The organism is Streptomyces rubiginosohelvolus (assembly GCF_014649875.1).
Lineage (GTDB): Bacteria > Actinomycetota > Actinomycetes > Streptomycetales > Streptomycetaceae > Streptomyces > Streptomyces rubiginosohelvolus.
Genome location: NZ_BMTW01000001.1, coordinates 1,438,660 through 1,453,483 on the forward strand (window position 1 = coordinate 1,438,660; position 14,824 = coordinate 1,453,483).

Annotated in this window: 7 protein-coding genes; 1 reads left to right on the forward strand and 6 read right to left on the reverse strand. The window is 73.5% G+C overall.

Annotation, left to right across the window (positions count from 1 at the left end; genetic code table 11):
• Window positions 1-177: 177 nt before the first annotated feature.
• From IE134_RS06875 to IE134_RS06890, 4 genes are all read right to left on the reverse strand, one after another.
• Window positions 178-3,666 (reverse strand): ATP-binding protein, encoded by a 3,489-nt coding sequence (locus IE134_RS06875; protein ID WP_189429839.1) that lies wholly within the window; start codon window positions 3,664-3,666, stop codon window positions 178-180.
• Between the two features lie 147 nt (window positions 3,667-3,813).
• Window positions 3,814-4,236, reverse strand: coding sequence for a universal stress protein (locus IE134_RS06880; protein WP_030585746.1), 423 nt, complete (start codon window positions 4,234-4,236; stop codon window positions 3,814-3,816).
• A gap of 111 nt (window positions 4,237-4,347) precedes the next feature.
• Window positions 4,348-5,025, reverse strand: coding sequence for an FMN reductase (locus IE134_RS06885; protein WP_189429841.1), 678 nt, complete (start codon window positions 5,023-5,025; stop codon window positions 4,348-4,350).
• A 5-nt stretch (window positions 5,026-5,030) separates the two neighbouring features.
• Window positions 5,031-6,122 (reverse strand): LLM class flavin-dependent oxidoreductase, encoded by a 1,092-nt coding sequence (locus tag IE134_RS06890; protein ID WP_030707603.1) that lies wholly within the window; start codon window positions 6,120-6,122, stop codon window positions 5,031-5,033.
• Between the two features lie 369 nt (window positions 6,123-6,491).
• On the opposite strand from IE134_RS06890, the gene trpS reads away from it, so the two are divergent.
• Entirely contained in the window at window positions 6,492-7,592 is a 1,101-nt protein-coding gene (gene trpS, locus IE134_RS06895) for a tryptophan--tRNA ligase (RefSeq protein WP_098016458.1), read from the forward strand.
• Window positions 7,593-7,658: 66 nt separating this feature from the next.
• Here the strand turns inward: trpS and IE134_RS06900 are convergent, their stop codons facing one another.
• Window positions 7,659-9,662 carry an NAD-binding protein gene (locus tag IE134_RS06900; RefSeq protein WP_050513539.1) on the reverse strand — a complete coding sequence of 668 codons (2,004 nt, stop codon included), beginning with the start codon at window positions 9,660-9,662 and terminating at the stop codon, window positions 7,659-7,661.
• A 40-nt stretch (window positions 9,663-9,702) separates the two neighbouring features.
• Window positions 9,703-14,703, reverse strand: a complete 5,001-nt coding sequence (locus IE134_RS06905) for a DNA repair ATPase (RefSeq protein ID WP_189429843.1) — start codon at window positions 14,701-14,703, stop codon at window positions 9,703-9,705.
• Window positions 14,704-14,824: the final 121 nt, after the last annotated feature.

Consider the following 14,824-nt stretch of genomic DNA (forward strand, 5'->3'; position numbering starts at 1 on the left):
CAGGGGATTCCGGGCGCGCCCGCCGGTGTGCCCGGGCAGCGTTCGCCCCGGCATCCTTGACCTTCCCCGCGGGGGAAGCCCCAGCATCGGTGGGGCCGGGCGGCTGCGGACCGGGGCCGGACGGCGCCGGGCGAACGGCAGGATCGCCGCCCGCCCCGAGGCCCGGGACCAGGTGGGTCAGAGCCGCCAGTCGGGGGAGTGCTCGGGGCGGTAGGCGCAGGTGGTCCCGGTCGTCACCGAGGCCCTGAGGTGGGCGGCCAGCGCGGGGTGCAGGGTGTCCAGCTTGCGCAGGGTGTCGCGGATCCGGGCGGTGACCGTCTTGCGGGCCCGCTCGGTCTGGTCGCCCAGCCTACGGGTCCGGCCGCCGAGGCCGGCCGCGGTGCGCAGCTCGTCGAGGAGGGACTGCCGCTCCCGGTCGTACTTCTCCACCTGCTGCGTGTCGTCCCGGGCGGCTGCTCGGTCTATCTCGGCGTCCAGCCGGTCCAGGTGTTCCTTGTAGCGGCGCTTCGCCTCCTCGTCGAGCACCGGGTCGCCGCCGAGCTGCCCGGCGGCGACGACGAGGTCCCCGCCCTCGGGAGCGAGGAGCCGGACGGCCGGGACGTCGGCGCCGGGCAGCCCCAGCAGGCTGTGCAGGTCCCGCAGGCCCTTGGCGTCCGGGACATGCACGGTCACCCCGTCCCACCGCAGCTGCCACACCGGCCCGTTCCGCCGGAATTCGGCGGACGCCCCGTCCGGCGCGGCAGCCTTCTCCCGGCCCGGCGCCGCTGGGGCCGTGTTCCGGTCCGGTTCCGCCGCTGCCGTGTCCTGGTCCGCCGCCACCCCGGCCCCGGCCTCTCCCCCGCCCCGGTGCGGGTCGGGAGCCGGGCCCTGCGTCCGTGAGACGGAGGTGGCCGCGGAGGCATCTGCCGCCGCGGTGGCCGGGGCGAGGGCGGCGGTCGCGGTGACGGAGGCCGTCAGGGGCGGGGCCGCACGGAGGGCGACGGCCTCCGCCGCCACGTGGTGCAGAGTCAACTCACCGGCCTCCCGAGCCACTTCGTCGAGCAGCTGCCGGGCCCGGCCCGCGTCGCCCGTGCCGGAACTTCCCCCCGCACCGGAGCGGGCGAGCAGGGAACGGGCCAGGTTCAGCCGGGCGCGTACGGCCCAGGGGCGGGCGCCGAGGCGGTCCGAGGAGGAGACGGCCTCGGTGAGCGCCGCCACCGCCGCGTCCTGGTCGTCGCGTGCGGCGGCGAGCATCCCGAGCCAGAGGTCGACGGGGCCGCCGATGTCGCATCCGTACAGCGAGACGACCCACTGGCCCGTGTAGGGGGTCAGCTCGTCCTCCGCGCGGGCGATGAGGCGCGGGTCGCCCGTCACCGAGGCCGTCTGGGCGAGCAGCCTGAGCCAGAGAGGCATGAACGCCCGGGGGTAGGGGGCGGCGCGGTCCGCGTGCTCGGCGATCAGGCGCAGCGCCGGCGTGGCGTCGCCCTGCTCCACCGCGGTGAACGCCTCCAGCAGCCCGGGATAGGGATACCCGGAGGCCGGAAGCTCGGCGAGGACCTCCTCGGCCTCTGCGAAGTGGCCCTGGAGCAGGTGCAGCGCCCAGCGCAGGTGGTGCCCCATGAAGCCGAAGGCCGCGTGGTCGTTGTTCTCCGGGGCGAGGGCGTCGTCCGCCAGCGCGGTGGACGCCTCGGCGAACCGGCCCTGCAGCGCGGCGATCAGGCTGGTGTCGACGGCGATCCCCAGGGCGAACCGGGGCAGCGCGGTCAGCTCGGCGAGCCGGACGAACGTACGGAACTGGTCGAGGAAGGCCGGATCGCCCAGCTCCAGCAGGGCCACCCAGCGCATGGACGCCGCGTGCAGCTCCATGTCCTGGTGCTGGGTGCGCCGGCCGACGACGGTCATCTCGTCGGTCAGCCCGAGCCGTTCCACCGCCGAGCCGAGACCCCACACGGAGTCGTGGCGCGCCCAGAGCGAGAAGGCGAGCGCCTCGTCGTCCGAGCCGCTCCGGGCCAGCGCCATGAAGTTGATGGCCAGCTCCTGGGCGAGCCGGTCGTCGGAGAGGGTCTCCTGCCCCTCCTTACCGGTGATCCTGCGGTGCGCCTCGGCGAGGAGCCCCTTCGTGGACATGCCGAGGCCGCCCAGGGAACCGTCGTGGTGGAGGGTGATCGCGACCCGGCCCATCAGCTCCGGGTCGTCCAGCTCCCGGGCCCGGGCGACCGACCGGTCCAGCAGGCGCTGCGCCTCGGCGGTCTCCCCCGCGTGCCGGAGCTGTCCGGCCAGATCGAGACCGATCAGCACGGCCCGCCGGAGGTCCGGGTCCTCGCCCGAGGCCACGGCGAGCGCGCGCCGGTAGTGGCCGACGGCCTCCTCGTCGGCCAGGCGCCCCGAGGCGTCCCGGGCGGCCGTCAGCAGGAGGTCGAGGCGGCGTTCGCGCTCCAGGGCGTCGCCGGCGAGGTGAGCGTGGCGGGCCAGGGCGCCCGGCGGCACCGCGTCGCCGAGGCCGCCGTGTGCGTCCAGGGCCCGTACGGCGGCGGCATGGCGTTCGCGGGCCTCCGCGTCGTCCAGCGAGGCGTACAGCGTCTCGCGCAGGAGGTCGTGGGCGAAGGCGTACTGGCCGGACGGGCGGGGAACGACGACCCGGGCCGCGACGGCCGACTCCAGCAGCCGGTCCACGTGGGGGACCGGCGCCCCGTGCACGACGGCCAGTACCTGCCGGCGGAACTCCCGGCCGAGCAGGGCGGCGCTGGTCAGCAGCGAGACGACCGGTTCCGGCAGCAGGGCGAGCCGCTGGCGGACCGCCTCCCGCACGCCGGGCGGGATGGTGGAGACCGGGGATCCGCTGTGCCAGAGCCGGGCGGTCTGCTCGACGAAGAAGGGGTTGCCGCCGGTACGCCGGTGGACCTCGTCGACGAGCTGCGGTGCGGGCTCACGGCCTGTCGTCACCGTCATCAGCGCGCCCACCTCGTCCCGGCCGAGGCCGGTCAGGGTGAGGGTCGCGGCGGCGCGCGAGACCAGCGGCAGGATCAGCTGCTGGAGCGGGTGCCCGGGGGCCTCCACCTCGACGTCCCGGTAGGTGCCGATGAGCAGCAGCCGCTCGAACCAGGCGTGCTGGGCGGCGAATTCGAGCAGCCGCAGCGAGGCCGGGTCGGAGCTGTGCAGATCGTCGAGGACGACCACCAGCGGCCGGCTCTGGGAGACCGTGACGAGGGCCGTGGTCACCGCGTCGAAGAGCCCGAAGGTCTCGGCGCCCTCCGACGGTCCCCCGCCCGGCCAGTCATCGCCGGGCGGGCCCGTGTCGCCCTGCGCACCTGCTTCAGCCCCGGGCTCGCCCCCGTGGGCGCCGCCCGTGGCGACGGCGGCCGGGTCGCCGAGGAGCACGGCGAGCCGGCCGTCCGACGCCTCCTGGGCCGCCGCCCACTCCGTCGCCGTGGCGGACCGGCGCAGGCCGCGCAGGATCTGGACCCAGGGCCAGTAGCCCGGGGTGTTGTCCGAGTCCCAGCAGGAACCCCCGACCACCAGCGCCCCGCGCCGCCGCGCCTCGTGCGCGGCGTCGGTGACGAGGGTGCTCTTGCCGATCCCGGCCTCGCCGGTGACCAGCACGAGACCGCCGTGACTGTCCGTGGCCCGGGCGATCTCCGAGCGGAGAACGCCCGCGGGGTGGTCGCGCCCGAAGAGAGCAGGGGTCATGACCACACGATAGGAGCACCCACTGACAACGGCCCCTCGTTTCGCCGGGGCGGGCCGCCCCCACCCTGCATCAGCCGCCCACTCCCGCCTCAGCCGCCCACTCCTGCCTCAGCGCCCCACTCCCGCCTCAGCCGCCCCACTCCCGCCTCAGTCGCGGACGACCGTCACCGGGCACGGCGCGTGCTGGGTGACGTGGAGGCTGACCGAGCCGAGCAGGGTGGCTTTGAAACCGGTGTGGCCGCGGGCTCCCACGACGAGCAGGTCGGCGCCCTGGGCGCGGTCCAGCAGAGCCTGGGCCGGATTGCCGATGACCACGACCTTGCTGACCGCGGCGGCCCCCGCGGCGCCGAGGGCCTCCTCCAGCGCCTCGTTGAGGGAGACGGTGGCCAGGGCCTGCGGATCGAAGTCCTCCGGCATGCCCGGCATCATGGACGCCCAGCTGGTGGCGGGGTACTCCCAGCTGTTCACGGCCTCCACCGTGGCGCCGGTCAGCTCGGCCTGGCGTACGGCCCAGTGCAGTGCCTTGATCGAGGAGTCGGAGCCGTCGACGCCCACAACGATCCTGCCCATATCTGCCTCCAGCTCGGTCGCGCTCGGTACAGCATCCGGTCTCACTGTAATCAAATAGGACAAGAGGGGCGGGTCAATGTGGCCCGCCCCTCTTGCGGTCAGCCCGGTGCCTCAGTCCAGCCGCAGGTCCGCGAGCTGCTGCTCGAAGGGGACGACCGCGTCCTCCCCGTCGTCCAGGCCCGGGGCCCGCGAGGCCCCGGAGACCGTACGGCCCAGGACCGCGGAGGCCAGCTCGCCGCCCGCGCGCCGGATCCGGGACGGCAGGCCCTCGGTGTACTCGTCGCCCGAGGAACCCCAGTCCTCCGAGGCCGCGTAGACGGAGGTGGGCACGGTGACGGCCCGCAGATAGGCGAAGAGCGGGCGCAGCGCGTGCTCCAGGACCAGCGAGTGCCGGGCCGTGCCGCCCGTCGCGGCGATCACGACGGGCTTGCCGGTCAGCGCGGTGTGGTCGATCAGGTCGAAGAACGACTTGAACAGGCCGCTGTACGAGGCGGTGAACACGGGCGTCACGGCGATCAGCCCGTCGGCCTCCGTCACCGCGTCGATCGCCTCGCGCAGTCCGGCCGACGGAAACCCGCTGACCAGGTGGTTCGCGATGTCCACGGCGAGATCGCGCAGCTCGATGACACGCACCTCGACGTCCCTGTCGTCCCTGCCGGCCCTGTCCTGCTCGGCCGTGAGGCGCTCACGGGTGGCGGCGGCCAGCCGGTCGGCCAGCAGCCGGGTGGAGGACGGCTGGCTGAGCCCGGCCGATACGGCGACGACGCGCAGCGGGGTGGTGGCGAACATCGGGGTCAGCTCTCCTTTCCGGAGACTCGGGCGGCGGCGACCGCCGGGTGGACGGGAGCGGACTCCGGCACACCGGCCGGCCGCAGGTTGGCGAACTCCTTGCGCAGCACGGGCACGACCTCCTCGCCGAGGATGTCGAGCTGTTCCAGCACCGTCTTCAGCGGGAGCCCCGCGTGGTCCATCAGGAACAGCTGGCGCTGGTAGTCGCCGACCGCGTCCCGGAACGTCAGCGTCCGCTCGATGACCTCCTGCGGGGAGCCCACGGTCAGCGGGGTCTCGCGGGTGAAGTCCTCCAGGGACGGGCCGTGGCCGTAGACCGGCGCGTTGTCGAAGTACGGGCGGAACTCCCGTACCGCGTCCTGCGAGTTCTTCCGCATGAACACCTGGCCGCCGAGCCCGACGATGGCCTGTTCGGCGGTGCCGTGGCCGTAGTGGGCGTACCGCCGCCGGTAGAGGTCGACCATCTTCCTGGTGTGCTCCATGGGCCAAAAGATGTTGTTGTGGAAGAAGCCGTCACCGTAGTAGGCGGCCTGCTCGGCGATCTCCGGCGAGCGGATGGAGCCGTGCCAGACGAACGGCGGGACGCCGTCCAGCGGGCGCGGGGTGGCGGTGAAGGACTGGAGCGGCGTACGGAACTTGCCCTCCCAGTCCACGACGTCCTCGCGCCACAGCTTGTGCAGCAGGGCGTAGTTCTCGATCGCCATCGGGATGCCCTGGCGGATGTCCTTGCCGAACCAGGGGTAGACCGGTCCGGTGTTGCCCCGGCCCATCATCAGGTCGACGCGGCCGTCGGCGAGGTGCTGGAGGGTGGCGTAGTCCTCGGCGATCTTCACCGGGTCGTTGGTGGTGATCAGCGTCGTGGACGTGGACAGGATCAGGTTCTCGGTGCGGGCGGCGATGTAGCCGAGCGTCGTCGTCGGGGAGGACGGGACGAACGGCGGGTTGTGGTGCTCGCCGGTCGCGAAGACGTCCAGGCCGACTTCCTCGGCCTTCTGCGCGATGGCCAGGGTCGCCTTGATCCGCTCGTTCTCGGTGGGGGTCCGGCCGGTGGTCGGGTCGGTCGTGACGTCCCCGACGGTGAAGATCCCGAACTGCATGGCGTCCGCCTTCCTGAGCCCTGGCCGGGGTCCGGAGATGCGGAGATCCGGAGGCCCTGACCGATTTGGTTGAACGTTGAACTACACCCTACAACGGGACCCCCCTCCGACCTATTCCACGTCTGCTTTCCGGGCACCTGACCGCCGGGCACGGGGCCGCTACACTCGGCCCATGACCTCCGTCCCGTGCCGAAACTGGTGGCGCTCCTCATAGGAGCGGCCACAGCATCTGCACGGAACCAGGGCCGTTCGACATGGACGGCCCTTTTCGCTGCCCTCGTACGGCGCGGAGACGGAAGACGGAGCGCAGCGGCGCTCACCGGCGGGGCCGTCCCTCACGTATCACTCACGCGAGGAGAGGCACCCACCATGACCACGACCACCGCCGGGCCCCGAAGCACCGACCCCCAGGCCGACGACAACCGCACCACCGAGAACGGCATCACCGACAGCCGCACCGCCGACCTGGAACGCCGCATCGCCCAGAACCCCGGCGGCTTCCGGGTCCTCACCGGGGACCGCCCCACCGGCGCCCTTCACCTCGGCCACTACTTCGGCTCCCTGCGCAACCGGGTCCGCCTCCAGGATCTCGGCGTGGACGTCATCGTCCTCATCCCCGACTACCAGGTCATCACCGACCGGGACACCGCGGAGCGGCTGGGGGAGTACACCGACGGGCTGCTCCTGGACTACCTGGCCCTCGGTATCGACCCCGCCCGGTCCACCGTCTTCTGCCACAGCGCCGTCCCCGCGCTCAACCAGCTCATGCTGCCCTTCCTGAGCCTGGTCTCGGTCGCGGAGCTGAACCGGAACCCCACGGTCAAGGACGAGATCGCGCACTCCCGGCAGTCCACGGTCAGCGGGCTGATGCTCACCTATCCGGTCCACCAGGCCGCCGACATCCTGTCCTGCAAGGGCAACCTGGTCCCGGTCGGCCGGGACCAGGCGCCCCACCTGGAGGTCACCCGGACGATCGCCCGCCGCTTCAACGAGCGGTACGGCCAGGTCTTCCCGGAACCGGACATCCTGCTCTCCGCCGCGCCCCTGCTGCTCGGCACGGACGGGACGAAGATGAGCAAGAGCCGGGCCAATTCCGTCCCGCTCTCCGCCACCGCCGACGAGACCGCCCGCCTCCTCAAGGGCGCGACCACGGACGCCGACCGGCACATCACCTACGACCCCGGCACCCGCCCCAACGTCTCCTCCCTGGTGCTGCTGGCGGCCCTCTGCCTCGACCGGGACCCGCACGAGGTCGCGGCGGAGATCGGCGACGGCGGGGCTGCGGCTCTGAAGCGGACGGTGACCGACGCGGTCAACAGCCACCTGGCCCCCTTCCGGGCCCGGCGGGCGGAGTACGCGAAGGACCTGACGTACGTACGGTCGGTGCTCCGGGCGGGCAACGAGCGGGCGAACGCGCTGGCGGAGGCCACGCTGGGGGAGGTGCGCGAGGCGATGGGCGCGTTCCGGTAGCCGGGCGGGCGAAACCGCCCGCCCGCGAACCGGCCCGCGATCCGCCGCCCGAGAACCGGACCGCCCCTACCGCCCCGGCACCGCCGACCGCTGCCGGCGCAGCAGCTCCGCGAGGCCCCGGCGGGTGGCGGCGATCACCACCCGGTCCTGGGCGCGCAGCACGTAGCCGGGGTGCAGGTCCCAGACCAGGCCGGAGGGCGGCGGTGTCGCGTCGCCCTCCGGGTCGAACGGGGGCAGGGCGGCGAGGTCCGGGTTGCGGTCGGCGGGCGGGGTGGCGTCGATGGCCAGGACCCGCCAGGCGCCCGCCCGGAAGGCCTGTTCGACCGTGTGACCCTCCAACTGCGGGTGCCCCGCGACCTCCAGGGCGGCGAACAGCATCACCTTGCGCTCGACCGGGACCGCACCGAGGATCTGGCGGCCCATCATGGCGACCGCGAAGGAGGGCGCGGCCAGATGGGAGACCGAGCGGGAGCGGGTCAGGGCCTGGGGGTGCGCGGTGCGCAGGGTGCGGTAGACGGCGGTGGCGAACTCGTCGTCGTACAGCCGCAGCGCGACCCTCAGGTCCGGCTTCACCGAGCGGGCGTACAGCGCCGCTTCGAGGTTCGTCGTGTCGATGCTGGTGAGCGCGAGGAGGGCGCGGGCACGGTAGATCTTGGCTGCTTCGAGGACGCCCTCCTGGGTGACGTCGCCGATGACGGTCGGCACATGCAGGGAGCGGGCCAGCGGGATGCCGCGCGCTTCGGGGTCCTCCTCGACGACGACCACGGGGATGTCGAGTTCCCGCAGGCGTACGAGGACACGGGTACCGATCTTGCCGAGCCCCAGCAGCACCACGTGCCCCCCGAGGCCGCGGGGCGGGCGGCGCAGCGAGGAGGCGGTGCGCAGGGTGCCGAACGCCTCCAGGACGGCGGCGATCAGCAGCGGCAGCAGGAGCAGACCGGCGATGCCGGAGAGGATCTGGATGATCTGCCGGGCCGCCGACGCGCCCTCGGCCGGGTCGTTCATGCCCAGCAGGTCGAGGACGGTGAGATAGGCGGAGTGGAGCGCGGTGTCCTTCGTGGTCAGCAGCGAGGCGATCACCAGCGCGACCGCGGCGAGGGCGAAGCCGAGGGCCGACCAGCGCAGCCGGCGCGAGAAGATCTGGGCGAGCGGTGCGCCCCTGCCGCCCATCCGGGTCGCGGGCCGGGCGGGGTCGGCGCGGCTGATCGCTTCGAGGACCACCGTGCCCCGGCCGGTCGCGTCGGCGACGGCGCGTTCGTCGGGCAGGAGCTGCGGGGCCTCGTCGCCGCTGCTGTCCGAACCCTCCGCGCCCGCCGGGTCGTTGGTGGTGGAGGAGAGCAGGGCGAGGGTGCACAGCCCGGGGTCGGCGTGCTCGCCGGGGCGCGGCGGCGGGCGTTCGGCGGCGCGCAGGAGCAGCCCCTCCGCCTGGATGATCTTGTTGCTGCCGGTCAGGGCGGTGGCGGCGAGGGCCGGGGCCGCGGTGTCGGCGTCGGACAGGACGGTGGTGGAGGCGTCCAGTAACGCCGGGTCGATGCCGGGCATGGCGACGGCCGCCGCCTGGTCGAGCAGCTCCTCCAGGTGCTGGCCGAGCTTGCGGTTGTAGAGCCGGATCACCAGCCGCAGACGGGGGTTGAGGCGGCGGGCGGTAAGGGCGGCGCGGATGTTGCGCTCGTCGTCGTCGTAGACGAGCGCGAGGGCGGCGGCCCGGTCGATGCCCGCCTCCTCCAGGACGTCGTCGGAGGGCTCGGGGGCCTCCATGATGCGGACGGCCTCGACCCCGGCGTTCGTGTCGCCGTTGCCGCCGGTGGTCCCGCTGCCGTTGCCCGCGCGGTTCATCGCCGCCGACATCCGGCCGAACAGGGCTGCCGCCCGCCCCCGTTGGGTCAGCGGGGTCTCGGGGTTGTTCGCGTCCCGGCCCGGCGGGAGGAGCAGCGTGACCCGTTCGCCGTAGATGAAGCGCAGCTCCACCGCGAGCCGCCGCGCCAGGGCGTCGTCACCGCAGACGATCATGTGGCCGGAGGACGGCGGCCGTCCCGGCTGCTGAGGAAGTGGGGGCACGAAACCCAGCATGCCGTGATCCTTCCGGCTCGGTCTTCCCGATCAGGCCCGATCAGTGTGGAGCGTTCGTGATCTTCGCATGACGGCCGGGGGCGGGCCGGTCGTTGACCGTTCCGCCGTTGGCGCCTTCCTGGGTGCCCGCGAGCAGATGCCGAGGATCCGCCGCCCGCTGGATCGCCGTCTCGACCGCCGCGATCCGGTCCGCGAGCAGCCCGAGCGCGGCCACCGCACGGGTCATCGGATCGCCCTCCGGCCCGCCGAGCGCCTGCGTACGGACGTAGGAACCGCTGATCGCCGCCCACCGCTCCGCCTGTCCGGCGGTGAGCGTGCCCCGCAGGGCGGCCAGCTTCAGCAGATTCGCCTCGGCCCCGGTGGTGAGCGTCTGTGCCTCGCCCGCGTAGTGGTCGTCGATCACGGCGGACAGTTCCTCGTCGTTCATGACGGGCACGATCCGCTCCGCGATCTTGTTCATGTTGCGGTACGAGCCCTGGAGCCGGAACGGCGGCTCGGTGCGGGTGGCGTCCGTCTGTGCGGCCGATGCGATGTACGCGGCGTTCACCGCGAGTACGGTGTCCCGGGCCGTGAGGAGATGCCGAAGCGCCGCCATGATGCGGTCCAACTCGGCTGCGCTATACGGGTGTTCCAGGTGCTCGGCGCGCGCCGAAGGGTCACTTCCGCCCGCCAGTCGCACCAGCAGCGCCAGATCGTCCCGGGAGCGCCCGGCCAGCGGGGCGAGGACCGGGTTGGCGGTCAGCGCGTTCTCCACGAAGCTCAGCGCGAAGACGTCCTCGCGCCCGCTCAGCACCTCGCCCAGGTTCCACACGTCGGCCCGGTTGGCGAGCATGTCGGGGATCCGGAACTGCTCTCCGGACTCGGTGTACGGGTTGCCCGCCATGCACACCGCGAACCGTTTGCCCCGCAGGTCGTAGCTGCGCGGCTCACCGTCCCGCACCCCGTCGATGCGGCGCGTGGCGTCGCACAACGGGATGAACTTCTGGAGCAGTTCGGGCGAGGTGTGCTGGATGTCGTCGAGGTAGAGGAGCGTGTTGTTGCCCGCCTCCAGCGCGAAGTTGATCTTCTCGATCTCCTGCCGGGCGGTGGCGCTCGGAGCCCGGTCCGGGTCGAGGGAGGTCACGTCGTGGCCCAGGTTCGGTCCGCTGATCTTGACGAGGACCATGCCGAGCCGGTCGGCGACGTACTCCATCAGCGTCGTCTTGCCGTAGCCGGGCGGCGAGACGAGCAGGAGCAGGCCCTGCGAGTCGGTGCGCCGGTCGGCGTCGGCGGTGCCGAGCTGCTTGGCCAGGCTGTCGCCGATCAGCGGCAGGTACACCTCGTCGAGCAGCCGGTTGCGGACGAACGCCGACATCACGCGCGGCCGGTGGTCCTCCAGCCGCAGCCGGCCGCGCTCGCCGGTCACCAGGGAGGTGCGCAGCCGCTGGTAGGCGCGGAACCCGGGCACGGTGACGGTACGGAACTCGGCGGTACGGGCGAGGAGTTCGTCGATCCGTACGGTGAGGGCCCCGCCGCCCGCGATGCGCGGGTGGTCGCCGAGGAGGCCCTCAAGACGCTCGGTGAGCGGCGCGTCGCACGCGTACCGCTCCAGCTCCGGGCAGAGCTCCACCGCGACCGCCTCCGCCAGGTCGCCGCCGCCGAGGTCCGCCCCGGTGGACTCGGCGTACGGCACGAGCCAGCCCTGCACGAGCTGCTTGCGGGCGGCCAGGTCGTCGCCGAGGGCCGCGAGGTCGTCCCCGTACGCGTCGGGGCCCGCCGCGCGGTGGAACGCTTCCAGGAAGGTCCGGATCGGGGAGCCCGTGACGAACCCGGCGGGTCCGGTGGTCAGCTCCTCGAAGAGGTACGCGGCGACGGCGTGGCCCGGTGCGGAGGGGGACGGGGAGCCGATCACCGACGCCCACTCCTCCTGGAGCACTGCGATGGCCGGGGCCAGCCCGAAGGTGTCGCGGGCCCGGGCCAGGGAGGCCGCGCGCCGGGTCCAGGAGGCGCGCTGCGCTTCCTCGGTCCCGTACGCCCAGAAGAGCTGGGCCGCCGCGCGGACGGCCGGCTCGTGGCGCAGCAGCCCGGCATCCGCGTGCAGGCGCAGCAGGGCGGCCAGGATCGCCGTGGCGTCCTCGTCGTGGACGCCCCGCGTGTACCCCTCGTCGTACGCCTCGGCGGCCGACTCCCGTACGAGACGGGCCAGTTCAGCCTCGGGCAGCGCGGCCAGACGGCTCGCCCCGTGCTCGTCGAGGAGACGGGCGGCGAGGTGCTCGGCGCGGTAGACGGCGGCGTTCTCCGAGGGGAGCAGCTGCTCCCAGTACGGCCGGGCCGCCGTGAACGCCGGGTCGGTGACCGGGGCCCGGTAGTCCGTCCCGGTCAGCGCGAAGACGAGGCTCTCCCCGGAGGGCACGAGCGTCAGGTCGAACGGCTGGGTGTTCACCGCGAACCGGTGGCGGCCCAGCTTGATCACGGACCCGCCGTCCGCGTACAGCTCGGTGCGGTCGCGCAGGGCGCGGCCCGCCTCCTGCCGGGCCGCCTTCAGCCGCCCGTCCAGCTCCTCGGCCCGTACCGGGTCGCCGAGTTCGCGCAGCTCGTCGGCGGTCCGCCGGATCTTGGCGACCATCGGGTCGGAGGCGAAGTAGGTGTGGACGGCGTCGAGGTCGTCCAGCGCGGCCACCCGCCGGGCGATGGTCTCCAGCACCCGGTCCGCCGACCCGGCCAGCCGCTCCGCGCGCCGCGCCCGCTCGTCCTGGAGGGTCTGCTTGCGCGCCGAGAACGCCTCGTACACCTCGGTGCGGCGCTCGGCCAGCTCCGCGAGGAAGTTGTCGAACTCCGCGAACCGCGACTCCAGGTTCTCCAACTGGATCAGCAGACGCGCCAGTTGGTCGTCGCACGCCTCCGGCGAATCGGCTGCGGCCAGCGCGCCCGTCACCGCCTGGCCGAGCAGCGCGAACTCGGCGGCGAACTCGGCCCGCCCCTCCTTCGACAGCAGCTCCCGGCGGCGCGCGTCCAAGGTGGCGCGGGCCCGGTTCGCCCCGCCCAGCACCTCCGCGATCCGCTCCAGGATCGAGGTGCGCACGGTGGCGTCGCCGATGTCGAGACCGGCGACGACGTCCGTGACGGTGGCGAGCCCCTCCGTCATCGCCGCCAGCCGGTCCGTCACGGCGGAAGCGTCCCGTACGGTCTCCAGCGCCGCCGCGTCGGCCACGAGCCCCGCGATGTCCGCGTGATACCCGTCGAAGGCGTCCTCGCGGGCGAGGAAGGAGACGGCCCGCTGGGCGGCGGAGTCGATGTCGTCCTCGGTCCGGGCCGACAGCTCCGCGATCCGCTCGACGTCGGCGTAGCGCATCTCGCCTACCGTCGCCAAGTGCCCGTGCGCCTGCCGCAGTTCGGCCAGCCGCTCGACCCACGCGGACGCCGACCCGGGTACCTCGCCGCGCACCCGCCGCACCAGCGCGGTGATGCGCCCGGCGGTCTCCTCCAGTGCGTCGGCGGCTCGCCGGGTCAGATCCTGTACGGCGGTGAACTCGGCCAGCACCTGCTGCGCGGTGGCCCGCAGTTCACCCAACGGCTGGCCGAGCGCGCCCAGTTCCGGGTCGGACAGCCAGTGGTAGCGGTCCTGGGCGCGGGCGCAGTCGGCGGCGAGCCGCCCGTACACGGCGGTCGTCGGCGTCATGTCCCGCACCCCGTGCGCGAGCGCGAGGCAGTCCGAGATCCCGCGTACGAGATCGGCGTTGCCGGTCCGGGCGAGCGGCCCGGTCCCGGCGGGCCGGGCGGCGGCGTAGGTGTCGGAGACGTACGGGGTCTGCCAGCGCTGCAACGGGTGCACGCGGGCCGGCCCGTCCGGGGTGTCCCGGAGCAGGATCAGCGTCCCGTCGTCCAGCAGCGCGTGGCCGCGCCCGGTGAGCGGGGTGGCGACCTCCTGGCGGATCAGGTTGTAGGGGAGGAGCAGGCTGCGGAGGCCGTCGCGCGAGCGGAAGACGTACAGCACGTCCTCCCCGTTGGGCGAGCGGACCGCGCCCTCGAAGACCGGCTCGGTCAGCTCCTCGGCGGTGTCGAAGGTCTTCGCGGTGCCGGTGGTGAGGTAGTAGCCGCCGGGGAAGATGATCCCCTGGTCCTCGGGGAGGCGGTGGCAGGACGGTCCGATGGAGTCGAGCCGCTGGACGCTGGAGAGCAGGGAGTTGAAGACCAGATACCGCCAGTCGGTCTCCTTGTACGGCCGCACGCGCAGCAGCGTCAGCGGCCCGGTCTCCGCGTACTCCACGTCCGCGTCCGCCAGCGACTGCAACGGCTCGTCGACGGGCTCCTCGTAGATCCCGTCCGGCGCCTCGGTGTCGTCCGTGACCTTGACGGTGAGGGTGCCGCCGAGCGTGTCGACGAAGAGGCCGCCGCCCTTGCCGATGGCGATGTGCGGGTGCCGCCCCGGGACGTGGGCGTCCCGTCCCGCCACGGTCCACTCGAAGTCGTGCGAGGCGGGGAAGACATGATCACGCTCGCCCTGCGCGTCCAGGAACGCCCCGGGGGACCCGTCCGGGCCGAGCGCCCAGCGCAGGACGCGGAGGTCCTCGGCGTTCTCGCCCGTACGGAAGACGGCGAGGAGCTTGCCGCCGGCCCGGCGCAGGCGCAGGAGGCGAGCGTCGCGGAAGTACCGGTGGAGGGAGGAGAACTCGCGGCGGAACCCGTCGTCGTCGAGGAGGGTGGGCTGCGCTGCCTGGGCGTCGTCTTCGGGCCCGGCGTCGCGTACGAGGAGTACGTCCTCGACGCCGGCTTCACCGCGCGCGCCCGGTCCCCGCTCGAACCCGAACAGCAACTGCCCGCCCACGGCGACGAGGTCACGGGGCACGGAGGCGTGCTCGGTGCGCACCTGCTCGGTGGCCAGGAGCCGCAGCCCGGTCGACCCGAACTCCTCGGTCCGCCGGGCGTTGAGGACCTCGGCCCGCCGCACGAGCTCCCCGGCCTGCGCGGAGAGCCGCCGCCGCAGCACGTCGTAGGCACCGGCGTCCACATCGGCCCGGCCGTCCCGGGGCGTGGTGGCGGTGTCGGTGATGTCGCTGTCCATGCGTACGGCTCCCTCTGTGCTTCGTCATGTGCCGTGGGCCCGAACTCCAGCCTGTCCGGCGTGTGGCGTGGGCGCGGAGGTCCAGCCTGTCCGGCGTTTGAGGACGGAACCGTCGGGCTGT